Origin of the sequence: Hydrogenophaga sp. R2 (assembly GCF_049843595.1) — a bacterium.
Classification (GTDB): Bacteria; Pseudomonadota; Gammaproteobacteria; order Burkholderiales; family Burkholderiaceae_C; genus Hydrogenophaga.
In genome coordinates this window covers 1-12,593 of the sequence record NZ_JBBHZN010000006.1, presented here as the reverse complement: position 1 = coordinate 12,593, position 12,593 = coordinate 1, and the positions used below count along the sequence as shown (strand labels likewise).

Sequence of the window (12,593 nt, the reverse complement as noted above, 5' to 3'; positions counted from 1 at the left end):
AGTTCATCTCTTTTCTCCCAGAAAGTTTTTTGATTAGTCGGTGGGTAGTTGGCTGAGCAGTTCTTTGGTCTTGGCTTCTAGGGCTTTGAGTTCGTCACGGATCGCGGCCTCGCGGGCCCGTAGGATGAAGATCTGTGGGGGCAGGTGGAGAGCCTCAGCGATCTCGCCCATCAAAGTCGAGTTCTTGAGATCTTCAGCCTGCATGTGCGCGAGGCTGTCAAAGCCCGCCCCATAAACAGTGAGATGGAAGGTCGATCTGTCAAAGGCGCTCGTATCTACGATGGACTGAACCATCTCAAGAAACTCTCCTGTGCTTGAGTAGTTCCTGGCCATCAAATCGTCGGGTGACGCTGCCTCGATTCGTCGTACCGGTAGATACCTGCCTTTGTCGATGAGCCATTGCTTCGCTACCCCCCGGTCAAAGACAGTTCGCGCGCCGTCCTTTCTCGGCGTCAAAGTCGATGGCCCCTTGCGGCTGGCCGCCGTCCGGATGCTCATCTCTTCCATGCCTGCAAGCAGCGCCATCTGTTTGACAGTGAGTCCCTCATGCGAAGCATCGTTCTGGTCACGGCCATTTGCTGCTCGCAAATAAGTGAATACCGCTCCGCTTTCCAGCAACAGCCTGGCGTTGGCCAGTTGGGTGACGTGGAGGCATCGCTGAACACTCGCTTCCCAGTAACCCCCGCCGTAGCTGCTCAACTCGTAGACGAGCATGGATTCCTGCATGTCGAGCAGGATTGCTGCGACAGCGGTGTGGCTAGTCTCGTTCTCCATCGGCTCCCCAGGGCCGCCAATGACTGCCTCAAACGCATAGTTGTATTGGCGTTCCATGGCTTGCGCGAAGTCGGTCCAGCGAACATCGTCGTAAGTCAGTCCGATGTCCTGTGGGGTCTCGTCGGGATAGGACAGGCCAACAGGAACAACAACGTCCCGGCGAAAGTGAGCCTTTGCGGTGGTCTTCACGTCGGCGAATAGGTAGGACAGACGCGCGTGCAGCATGCAAACGTTGAGGATGTCCTGCCGCAGTACGTCTCGCGAAAATGGCTTGAGGAAGCTGTTGTCGACGGGAGCAGTGATTGGGGAGTGGGTTTTGATCATGGGGAAGTAAGTCTTCTTATAACTGTCGATATGTACGGTGTTGCGATGCTCGAATGATAGTCGATATCGACAACATAACAACGAAATAATCATTCCCGACAAAAAGAGTTGGTTAAGGTGTTGCTTGCCGTGCTACCTTGAGCGAGCGTCCTCAGTCCCAACCCAATCTCAGTCCTTAGCGGCGCGTCACCATGTCGCTATGCCCCCCGACATGTTTGGCCAATGTGTCTCGCGTGGTTCCGATGCCCGCCAGCTATTCACCAACTTTGAGAACTAGGCAAGCAGTTCCGAAGATCACGACAGAACAGGACAACTACAGACCCAGTGACTTGAAACAGGGCTGATGCAGAGCGTTACTACCGCCGTGCCGCAGTGGCACCGGAGAACCTCATGAAACGCACCCAGACCCCAGCGGCCAAGTCTTCCGCTCGAACTTCGGTAAAACCTGTTGCCAGCCGTCCAAAGCCGACCCGAACAGCAACATCCCGCACCACCGCCAAGCTGTCGCCCAAGTCGTCACCAAAGCCAGCGGCCAAGTCCCCTTCACCTCGCAGAAAACCCTCCGCCCAGTCGCTTCCAGCAGTGGCTGTCGAGTCTCGAACAAAGCAGGCCCAGCTCATCGAGCTCCTTGAATCTGACCGAGGTGCGTCGATAGCGCAGATGGTCGATCTCACCGGCTGGCAGCCTCACACGGTGCGCGGCATGCTCAGCGGCTCGCTGCGCAAACGCCTGGGGCTGAATGTTCGGCATTGCATAGAAGAGGGCGTTCGGGTCTATCGGATCCGTCCAGAGGTGGCCGCGGCATGAGCTTCCCTACAGAAATCCTCACCGCAGACCGGCCAGCACTGGTGTCGCGCTGGAAGGCGGCTTTCGACCGCGATCCGCCCCCTCGGGTGCACACCAGCTTGCTGCGCCGGGTGCTGGCCTGGCAAGCGCAGATGGAATCGGCCGGAATCAAGGCCCCGCAGCCTGCACCGGTCGTGGTCCAGCGCTCGCGCCGCCAGCCACAGCTCAACCCCGGGACCCGCCTCCTGCGGGAGTGGCAAGGACAGACCTATGAGGTCCTGGTGCTGCAGCACGGCTTCGAGTACGCCGGCACGACCTACAAGAGCCTCACAGCCGTGACCCGCACGATCACCGGCACGCCCTGGTCTGGACCTTTGTTTTTCGGGATCAAGCGCTGATGGCCAAGAAGCAGCCGCCCAAGGCGCCCGCACATGGCTCGGGCAACGGGATGTCCACGCTCTCCTGCGCCATCTACACACGCAAGTCCTCCGAGGAGGGCCTGGAGCAGGATTTCAACTCCCTGCACGCGCAGCGCGAAGCCTGCGAGGCCTTCGTCCTAAGCCAGAAAAGCCTGGGCTGGGCCCTGGTGCCCACCGCCTACGACGACGGGGGCTTCTCCGGCGGCAATGTGGAACGCCCGGCGCTGCAGCGCCTGATCGCCGACATCGAGGCGGGCAAGGTCAACGTGATCGTGGTCTACAAGGTGGACCGGCTCACCCGGTCTCTGGCTGACTTTGCCAAGCTGGTCGAGCTGTTCGATGCCAAGGGCGTGTCGTTTGTCTCGGTCACCCAGCAGTTCAACACCACCACCTCCATGGGGCGGCTGACGCTGAATGTCCTGCTGTCCTTCGCTCAGTTCGAGCGCGAGGTCACCGGGGAGCGGATCCGGGACAAGATCGCTGCCTCCAAGCGCAAGGGCATGTGGATGGGAGGTGTGCCCCCGGTGGGATACCGGGCCCACAACCGGACACTGGAGCCTGAAGAGCCCTACGCGAGCCGGGTGGTCGAAATCTACCGGCTCTACCTGCAGCTCAACTGTGTGCGCAAGGTCGCACAGGAGCTGCAGGTCCGGGGCTGGCTCACCCCTGAGCGGGAGAACAAGCGCCCAGGCTTTGGCGGCAACAAGCCCTTCAGCCGCGGCCATCTGTATCGGATCCTGGGTAATCCGATCTATGTCGGCCTGCTTCCCCACCAAGGAGAAAACCATCCCGGTCAGCACCCGGCTATCGTGGTCAAGGCGTTGTGGGAAGAGGTCCAGCAGCGCTTGAAGTCCAACCGCCAGGGGAACAAGACCCGGGTCAGCCAGGCTGGTCCGAGTCTGATGCTGGGCAAGCTTTTTGATGAGGTGGGGCGACGCCTGAGTCCCACCCACACCAAGAAGGGCCAGAAGCGCTACCGGTACTACGTCACTTCAGCCGACGAGCCAGGAGAGCCGATCCGCCTGCCGGCCGCAGACCTGGAGCGGTTGGTGGTAAGGGCGATCGGCGACTGGAGTGCGGATGACAAGCGGGTGCTGGACGCAGTGGGCTGGAAGGACGCGAAGCGGGCCGACGAGGCCTTGAAGGCCGCCAAGCAGTTTGGCCACGCTATCCAGCAGGCATCGAACCCGAAGATCAGCAATTGCGTTCGCAGGGTGGAGGTAGGACCGGACAAGGTGCGCATCGGGCTCGATCTCGTGGCCTGTGGGATCCAGCCCGACAAGGGCGGAGGAGGGCGGCGGGAAGTTGCGATCGAAGTCCCTGCCAAGCGTAGGCGCTGTGGCATCGCTGTGCGCTTGGTGATTGAGGACCAGAAGGCGCAGAGCACCAAGCGAGAGCCGGACCCGGCGCTCGTGGCCTTGTTGGCAAAAGGCAGGACTTGGCTGCAGCAGTTCACCCGGGAGGGGAAGGCCATCGAGGAAATCGCTGAGCGGGAAAGGTTCAGCGTGCGCTATGTCAATCGCGTCATCAACATCGCGCTGTTGGCGCCGAACATCGTGACCGCTCTGGAGCGGGGCGAGCACCCTGAGGGGGTCAACGCCACCAAGCTGCTGACGTCGGTTCCGTTTCCAGAAATTTGGACGCAGCAGCGGGAAGCGTTAGGGCTTAGTATCTGACCTTCCGAGTCACACCATGCGCTTTAGAGCGCAGATATTGCCCTTGCAGCGCTCAGCGAAGCTCTGTAACGACGCCTTCCGCAAGAAGCACCTCCGCAGGCGCTTCATACATGCTCCAACCAGGCACGGCGAAAGCACGCTGGATGAAACTCTCGCTGACGCCCCGCGACCGCATCAGCTCAGCCATGCGGTGTTCTGTCGGGCCCCATCTGGTGCCGAAGTCCCCGAAGATGCTGTAGCTCCGGTGAAATCCCACTGTGGCACCACGAATGACCACCCGCTCTTCGCCCATGATGAAGGGCAGCGTGCAAGCACTGGAGCAGTTGTCCCGAACGACGATTGACTTCAGGTCAGAGGTCCTCACCGCATCAGCCAGACCGAAGCCTTCTACGACCAGACCGCCTGGGCTGCTTAGCACCAGTTCACGTACCCCGGGATTCTTTGCGATCGCATCGCGCAGAGCCCGCGTGCTGCCAATGCCGATAGGTCCCCGCATCAGCAGGCGAGAGGCAGAGCCGTCTGGGTGCCTCTCATCGACCGAGACGACCACCGGCGGGTCACCCACGACGTAGATGGCCCACCAAGTCCGGGCGAGCTCCTGCAGGTTTCGCGCTGTGGCTTCAAAGACGAAGGCCGCTACCGCCAAGTTGGCTGCCACCAACAGGATGGTCCACCACGGGTTGAAACCGTCGCCGCTTCGTCGGATGCCGCTGCGCAGCGCTCCCAATACCCACGCGGCGTTGAACAGTACCGCCCATGCAGCCAGTGCAATGGCCGCCCACGCCCAGACCAGATAGCGGCTATTGACGTCGAATGCCATGGAGTCCACCCAGCCAGACAGCATCATGGCCAGCGCGGAGCCAATCACACCGGCCACCATTACGGTCTTGAGCCCCCATCGCCCCTGCGTAATTGTCCAAGCGCGAGGGTCGATCAAGAACAAAAGGCCGTTGCCTTTCGACTCGCCGATGTGGCGCTCTAGCGCGCGTCTGGTGTTGCCTTCGAGCAACTGATGCGCCGGACGATCGCTGATCTCGGCGGACAACAGGCTCGATGTGATCCGGCCCGTTGGCACTGGCTCGTAGTCATCCCAGTCTCGACGCCTGCGTGCCGGTGCCACGATCGCTGACTCCAGCCAGGCCCGTAACTTCAATGTCGGAACGTTGGTGCTCTTTTGGGTGATCCACTGAAATGCACTGGCTTCGATGTAGGGGTCCGTAGAAGGTGGGATAACCCTCACCATGCCCGGATGGCGCTCGGCGAGCACATGTCCTGGGAGCAAGCCCGGTACCCACTGGCGCAAATCGTCAAGACGCAACCAGACACGACCATCAACAGCCTCAGCCACACGCAAGTTGTGATGGCTGTGCCTAGCGGTCCAGGTGCGCTCAATCTCGATGGAGGGCAGCTTGGGCTGTCTGGGCATGGGTTCAGAGCGCGGTCAAGACGATGTGGTTGAAAGCCTCGGCCAGTCATGTAGATTGTGTCGAGCGCAGGCGGAACAATCCTTCGACGTTGCCTAGGGTACTCCACGTCACCGCTCTGCCTCTCGGTCGCATCATGGATCTGAAACTGCTTCAACAAACCCTGCGCGAATTTGCCGCTGAGCGCGACTGGCAACCGTTCCACACGCCCAAGAACCTCGCCATGGCACTGATGGTCGAGGCGGCCGAACTGGCCGAAATCTTTCAATGGATGACGCCGGAGCAGTCGCAGATGGCCGCACAGGACAAGGTGGAACAGGACCGGATCGGCGACGAGGTGGCCGATGTGCTCCTGTACTTGCTGCAGCTGGCCGATCACTGCGATGTGGATCTCAAGCGGGCGGTCGGGCGCAAGCTGACCAAGAACGCTCAGAAGTACCCGCCGACCCGACCTGGGCTTCCCACAGGGCCTTCCCGGTCTGCGACGGCTGCGACGCATGTCCTGGTCGATTGGGAAAACGTGCAGCCCAAGGACACCGAGATCCGTGCCCTGGTGCCGGACGCAACCGATGTCTGGATCTTCCACGGCAAACAGCAGAAAAAGGTGGATGCGCATCAGCAGTCCTTCAGCGATCACCTGACGCTGGTGCCGGTGAGCCGCTCCGGCAAGAACGCACTGGACTTCCATCTCTCGTTCTACATGGGCTACATCACGTCCCGCCACCCTGAGGCGCGCATCGTTGTGATTGCCAACGACCAGGGCTACGGACCCATGCTGGATCACGCCAAGGAGCTGGGCTTCGATGCCCGGCAGGTGGGTTTCGGACCCGCTCCCAAGAAGACGCCAGCCAGGAAAGCACCGGCCAAGAAGACCGCGGCCAAGACGTCCAAGCCGAGTACTGCGCCAGCAACTCCCGCGACACCGGAAACGCCTGTGGCCGCCAAGAAGAAGGCAGTGACCGGCAAGGCTGCGCCAGCGAAGCCGACGACGGTCGTGCCCAAGGTACCTGCGCCCACCAAGAAGAAAGCCGCGGCCCAAGCCCCGGCGGCCAGGAAGAAAGCCCAGCCGGCGCCACCCGCCCCGAAAGCTTCAGCCCCGGACAAGGACTACGAGCATGTGCTGAAGTCGCTGCGCAAGACCCAGAACAAGCCCGCGCGCGAAGCCCGATTGAAAGGCGCCGTGAAGTCGCTGCTTCCGCTGGAGCGGGCCGATGACGCCAGTGTGGCGGCCGTGATTCAGCGCCTGATGGCCGATGGTGTGGTGCGGGTGGATGCCCAGGGAGCCGTCACGATTCAGTAGGGGCCAAGGCCAGTCGCGGTGAGCGGAGCTGGTGATCCGCGTCACGGCTACCATGGGGAGTATGGATCCCCGGACCTTCGCTTTCTACACCGATCACGCAGCCGAAATTGCCCGGCGGTACGAGTCCGTGGTCAGTCCGGTCGAACGGTACTTTGCTCAGGCATTCACGCCGGGCGCGCGGGTACTCGATGTGGGCTGCGGCTCCGGGCGCGATGCGGCGCGTCTGCTCGCCAGTGGCTACGACGCCTACGGCATCGAACCGGTGGAGGCATTGCGCCTGGCCGCAGTGGTTGCCCATCCGGAGCTGGCCGGGCGCATCGGCAAGGGTGGTCTGCCGCGCACCGGAGACGCCTTCGGCGGTGAGTTCGACGGCATCCTGTGCAGCGCCGTTCTGATGCATGTCCCCGACACCGATCTGCTCGACGCCGCACTGGCCATCCGCCGGCTGCTCAAGCCCGGGGGCCGGCTGCTGCTCTCGATCACGGCGTCCCGGGGCGATCTGTTGTCGGGCGACCGGGATGCGAACGGGCGCCTGTTCGCCCCGTACTCGGCAGACGAAGTTTCACTGTTGCTGGAGCGGCTGGGCTTCGTGCTCATCTCGCGCTGGGAGAGCGACGACGTGCTGGGGCGATCCGGCACGAGCTGGACGACGCTGCTGCTGGAGCGCCGATCGGGCGGGCAGCTGCGACCGATCGACCAGATCGAAAGCATCCTCAACCGGGACCGCAAGGAAGCCACCTACAAATTCGCCCTCATCCGCGCACTGGCCGAGATCGCGACGCAGGAAGCGCGTTGCGCAGTCTGGTCGGGGGGCGGTCGGGTCGGCGTCCCGATCCAGCGCATCGCCGAGCGCTGGCTGCTCTACTACTGGCCCGTTCTCGCCCATCCCGACAAGATCCCCCAGTCCCGGGCGGAGGCCGCTGGGGGCAAACCGCTCAAGTTCCGCAGCGCGCTGTCGGCGCTGATGGAGCCCTTTGCGCAACAGGGTGCGCACGCCGGGTTGACCGCCTGGCACCTGGCCCGGACGTCGGATCAGCTGGATGCCGCGTCCCGTTCCCGCCTTCAGGCAGCGCTCCGTTCGATTGCAGAGACCATTCGCTCCGGCCCGGTCACGTTCTCCGGCAGCGGGCTGGGTGTCGGTCCGGTGTTTGGCTACGACACAGCATCCAGGTTGGTCCTCATGCCCACTGAGCTCTGGCGCGAGTTCAGCCTGCTGGGGCACTGGATTGCGGATGCCGTCGTGGTGCGCTGGGCGGCCCTCACCCAGCAGATCGCTCGCCGGCAAGACCTGGATGCGGGTGGTGTGCTGCCGCTGCTGCTGGCCAGACCGGAGGCCACCCGGTCGGTCCAGCTGGCACGAGCGGCCTACCTCGATGCCGGCGCGTCATTGTGCACCTGGTCCAGTCGACCGCTCAAGGGCACCTTGGCGGTGGACCATGTCATTCCGTTCGCCCTCTGGGGCAACAACGACCTGTGGAACCTGGTGCCGGCAGACCCCAAGGTCAATCTGTCCAAGTCGGACAAGCTGCCGGCCTCAGAACTGCTGGAAGAGAGCAAGCACCGGATCGTCGCGTCCTGGGGTGTTTTGCGAGACCGGTTGCCCGAAGCGTTCGGCTGTCAGGCACAAGTCCTGGCTGGAGAACCGCTGCCCAAGACGGGCGCGTGGGCTGACAAGCTGTTTTCCCGGTTCCGCGAGGCGGTTGAGTTCACGGCGCTGCAGCGGGGTGTGGAGCGGTGGTCTGTGAACGGCTCCAGGTAGAGCATCTTTTTGGAAGCGGGTAGCTCACCTGCAGATGGAGTTGACCCGGTTCCGTAGACACTCAGACTGCTGGTTCTCGCCACTTGGGAAAGGCCAGGAGAGTTGGCTGAGTGTGCGACCCTACGCGCGCTTGCCGCGGGCACGAGACCATCTGCCCCATGACGCATGCCAGGTTGTGCCTCGGGGAGGCGAGGAGGCACCGATCGAGGCCAGAATGAGGCCTTGATTCGAGACGACGAACTCTAGGGAGGGAAGTAGCTTGTTGGAACGAGTGCTGCAATTGATCCCTGCCTGGATCACCGGGCGCATTGGACCACGGGCGCGGCGTGAGGTTCGATCATGGACGCGAGGGAACGCAACGCTGCGCACCTATCGTTATGACCCGCTTCGGCGGCTCTTGATCTGGGGCACCGACCATCCTGTTGTCTTTGCGGCGCTTGTTGGACTCGTGGCCGCCGCTGCAGCCTACTTGCTTGCAGTTCAGCAGTGGGCCCCCTCGTGGGGCTTACCAGCGCCACAACTCAAGACTGACTTTGATGTCGCGGCGTACGCGGGAGTCCCTTGGAGCGTTCAGGCCACACTGGTGGCACTTGTCTATCCGATTGTGCTCTCGTTCATTGCGCTGATGCTCCAGCGCAAGGCACATTCAACAGTCTCATTGCGGGTCTACATCCTTGACTCCGCGGTCGTTCCCGCTGGTGCGAGCTCCCTCGGACTGCTGCTGGCGATGGGCGCCCAGTACTTCGCGACGCCTTACAGCTCATCTTCCATTCTTGCCAAGTTCATGGCCCCGCTGCTTGCGATGAACGGTACTTGGCTTTTTGTGAATGTGTTGCTGACAGGATTTTTCCTGAGCCGCACTATCCGGTTCATCCAAGAAGAGGAGCAACGCTATGCGTACACGCGGATTGCGGTGGATGTTGCTCTGCGCGCAGAGCTAATCGCTGCGGTGAAGCAACACATCTTTGTCAACGCACCTCAATCAGACTGGGGCTTTCCCGAGATAAGGAGCGATGACAGTCCGGAGCCTCGGGTCTACTCCTTCTCGCTTAGGCAGGGCCAGCCAGCCGTCAAGCGAGACATCAAGGGCAGTTTGGTACTTCATGACGTGCATCTGCGGCTCTTGCATCTTGTTGCGGTTCTGTGGAGGCGGCGCGCCGCCATCTCCTGTGCAAACCACAAGGAGAAAGCGCCGACGCTCATCTTTCCAGCAATGGTGGGTGGCGAGCCTTCCAGGGAGGTCGTACTTTGCTCGATCGAGGATGGCCCCCCGCTCCGGTGGTATGAATGGGCGCTTATTCGGCTGGCGTTTGTGTACAAACCTGTTAGAGCCGGTACGCTCTCGCTGACTACCCGAAGGATGCTCGAAGAGATTGGCGGAGAGGTCGAAAGCGCCGCGGAGCAACAACGATTCGGAGCCGCTGAGGAGCGGCTGCGCGAAGTACTGCGCTTGCATCGAACTCTCTTGCTTGCAGGGGCGGCTGACGCTGAGGGCCTCGCGGGCAATGCCGCGACCATTGGCGTCTCGCCTTATGCCTGGGGGCACAGTAGCTTCGATATGGAATGGCTGAAGCCGTACAGAGACGTCGGACGCATCGCGGTCAATCGGCTTGAAGATGATCCCAGGCTATTTCGTGTGCTGGCTGTTGTACCCGCAAGCATCGCTTCGATGCTCCCGCCCAGACCTGAGAAGCTGCTCATCAACGCACAGCTAGTCGGGACGAATCTTGCCTACCAGCTTGCAGGTTGGTGGACGAAGAAGGCTGACGCCAGCTTGGTTGCCGGCGCAACGAAGTTCAGTGGAACGCTCCCTGCCCCGCTCAGCAAGGTATATGAGCAAGCAGTCATCGGGTTCGTCGGCAGTTGGGGACACTTCTCGGTCGATGTGCCAAAGGAATTCAGAGGAGGAGATGTTGTTGCTTGGCAGTCCCTTACTGGTCGGGCGCTTGTGTATGCCACCCACATTGAACATTCTGCAGAGCTCTTCCTGAAAGCTGTGTCCCGCGGTGACGAAACCGGATCCGTGTGGCTACTGGAGAACTTTCTGAAGTGGTGGGGTAATCGGCAGCACGAATTGGAATGCGTGGACATCGAGCACGATTTCCGAGTCCGCCACGCCACCGTGACACTAGCAGATAAAGACTGGGAAGCAGCCAAGGCATTTCTGTGGGATGGATCAGAGCCAGTGACAATCGAGTTCGCAAGGAAGGCCTTGAACCTTGCGATTCGGCGGTACTGGGAGAGTGTGAGGCTGTACCTCGTCCTAGTGCTCATTCAGAACGCGGGTGACGCTCCCTCAGCGGACTCTCGAGAGCTTCGATTCGCAGCTGCCCTAGTTGCGGCAAAGGCGCAAAGAGCCGGAGGCAGCGTTGACGCTCGACCCCTCGACAACCCAGACGACGTGCTGACCAGACTGATGGGCACAATCTTCGGCATCGAAGCGCCGACCGCCCGGATTGACGCGTTCGCTGACAGACTTCGCTGGGACACCCAAACACCAGAAGTCTCGGGCTGGATTTACAGCTGGTCGGGCACGCCGACCCAGATGGAATCCATGCGCGTCGCGCAGGCGATCCTGCTAGTAGCGTTAGCCGGAGAGAGAAGGACCGGCATCAGCCGGTGTAAGAGGCTGATTGAGCGATGGTGGAAGGACATCGACAAGTTAGAACAAGTCCAGCGGTACCTTATTGACCTCCGCAAAGAGGTGCTTGGGGGCGCCTTTACAGATCGAATCAGCTCCGTTTCGGTGCTGCAGGCCATCCTTGGAAAAGTGCATCAGCCGAAAGCGGGTCGCCTCGCAGGTTCTATCGCACTTAAGAAGTTGCGGACGGTTGCCGCGCACGAGCGACGAATTTCGCTCCGGGCGCTCACGCTCGACGTTTGGAAGATAAAGGATATGGGCAACCGCATTGCAGTCCATGCCTTCAACCCAGCAAGCCTGCCACCCCCAGTCAGGAAACTTAGCTTCATTCCTGGCGGTGTAGCAAATTCAATGAGAACGTCCTTCACAGACGACCGACAGCGCTATTTGGAGCGACTTGAAGCTGGTCCTGACACTGGGCTGGCGGAACATGTCGGGGATTGGATACGACAGCATCTGGTGGCATGGAGCTTCGGCAAGCTCGTGACCGATTTGGGCTTGACGCCAGTCAACCCACCGGAGCTGCGCAAGCTTTACGACGCCACTCATGCTCAGATGCGCGACTACCTCTCCACGGTTGCGGCACAGTGCTCCTACTGGGAAGCTCTTGGTCCGGCGCCAGTGGTTCTAGTGGGCCGCTCCGCTGCACGAACGCTTCTAAGCCCTTACAAGTGGGGAGTCGAAGGCTGGAAGTGCTTGCCGCCGGAAGGCATTTTGGTTGGTACCGGGGAGATGAGCCATCCAAAGGCCGTTTCGACAATCAACGGTGTTCCGGTCTTCGAGTTCGACACTCCTGGTGCGGACTGTTATGTCTTGCAGGCAGACATGCTGGGGACACTGGCTGTCGACGGAGTCGGTGCGAGCAATGCGCTGACTATTGATTGGGAAGAGGAAAGTGAAGAACGGCTGAAGTTCAACATTGAGTGGCGTGCTGGGTTTGTCTAGTGGGTGTGACGCGGCCTCCAAGTGGGCCGCCTGCAAACGGTCCCGCGAAGGAACAGTGTGCGGGCGGGCTACAACACCGGCGCGGACATTGGGCGGTCGCCACAACTTGCGGACAGCTACGACCGCCACTGTGACTCAGCCCTCGCTAAGCGCTTGTCGGCACTTGTGCGCCAGAGCTGCAAGTATTCTGCCCTCAGGCAAGGCAGCGGAAGCCTGTGCCTTAAGCACGAAGCGTCTAGGCTAGGCGGTCAGTACCCCAGCGAGGAGCAAGTGCACGGCCGGCTACGAGCCGAAACCCGCGATCAGTTCTCCGAAAGGCTTGGAGCACTCAGGCAGATCGAACTCAATGCTCAAGCGTCTGCGAACTGGGTGATCACGTTTCGCCGAACTGGCTGCTCAAGACCGACCGAAGAATGCAACTGCAGCAGGCCGATGGCGGCTGCTGTTGGTCCGATGAGCCGCACTACGTCTATCTCGACCTCGACCCCGCGCCGGAGAACTCAGTCGACCCAGCCGCGGCAGCTTGACCCGCGAGTCTGGGCGTG

At 61.5% G+C, this 12,593-nt stretch carries 8 protein-coding genes and 1 pseudogene; 7 read left to right on the top strand and 2 right to left on the bottom strand.

Annotated features, from left to right (window positions below; translation table 11 throughout):
* Positions 1 to 33 precede the first annotated feature (33 nt).
* Entirely contained in the window at positions 34 to 1,098 is a 1,065-nt protein-coding gene (locus tag WD026_RS15980) for a hypothetical protein (RefSeq protein ID WP_425724647.1), read from the bottom strand.
* Between the two features lie 390 nt (positions 1,099 to 1,488).
* Here WD026_RS15980 and WD026_RS15975 point away from each other — a divergent pair, with 390 nt between their 5' ends.
* From WD026_RS15975 to WD026_RS15965, 3 genes are read left to right on the top strand one after another with little or no spacing between them, the layout of a single operon-like run.
* A complete protein-coding gene (locus WD026_RS15975) occupies positions 1,489 to 1,905 on the top strand; it encodes a DUF3489 domain-containing protein (protein WP_425724646.1) in 417 nt (138 codons plus the stop codon).
* The gene (locus WD026_RS15970) at positions 1,902 to 2,282 is read left to right on the top strand and encodes a DUF2924 domain-containing protein (protein ID WP_425724645.1); all 381 of its coding nucleotides are present in this window, start codon (positions 1,902 to 1,904) and stop codon (positions 2,280 to 2,282) included. The genes WD026_RS15975 and WD026_RS15970 overlap by 4 nt, the downstream gene beginning before the upstream one ends.
* Entirely contained in the window at positions 2,282 to 3,979 is a 1,698-nt protein-coding gene (locus WD026_RS15965; protein WP_425724644.1) for a recombinase family protein, read from the top strand. Before WD026_RS15970 ends, WD026_RS15965 begins: the two co-directional genes overlap by 1 nt.
* Before the next feature lie 52 nt (positions 3,980 to 4,031).
* Here WD026_RS15965 and WD026_RS15960 read toward each other — a convergent pair whose 3' ends face one another.
* Positions 4,032 to 5,327, bottom strand: a complete 1,296-nt coding sequence (locus WD026_RS15960; RefSeq protein WP_425724643.1) for a hypothetical protein — start codon at positions 5,325 to 5,327, stop codon at positions 4,032 to 4,034.
* A 212-nt stretch (positions 5,328 to 5,539) separates the two neighbouring features.
* On the opposite strand from WD026_RS15960, the pseudogene WD026_RS15955 reads away from it, so the two are divergent.
* The 4 genes and pseudogenes from WD026_RS15955 to WD026_RS15940 all read left to right on the top strand — a co-directional run.
* Positions 5,540 to 5,845, top strand: a pseudogene (locus WD026_RS15955) (nucleotide pyrophosphohydrolase); the annotation flags it as partial.
* A complete protein-coding gene (locus WD026_RS15950; protein WP_425724670.1) occupies positions 5,819 to 6,703 on the top strand; it encodes a PIN domain-containing protein in 885 nt (294 codons plus the stop codon). The pseudogene WD026_RS15955 and the gene WD026_RS15950, both read left to right, overlap by 27 nt.
* Before the next feature lie 61 nt (positions 6,704 to 6,764).
* Positions 6,765 to 8,462 (top strand): methyltransferase domain-containing protein, encoded by a 1,698-nt coding sequence (locus WD026_RS15945; protein WP_425724642.1) that lies wholly within the window; start codon positions 6,765 to 6,767, stop codon positions 8,460 to 8,462.
* Positions 8,463 to 8,724: 262 nt separating this feature from the next.
* Positions 8,725 to 12,048: a hypothetical protein gene (locus WD026_RS15940; protein ID WP_425724641.1), complete on the top strand. Its 3,324-nt coding sequence runs from the start codon at positions 8,725 to 8,727 to the stop codon at positions 12,046 to 12,048.
* Positions 12,049 to 12,593: the final 545 nt, after the last annotated feature.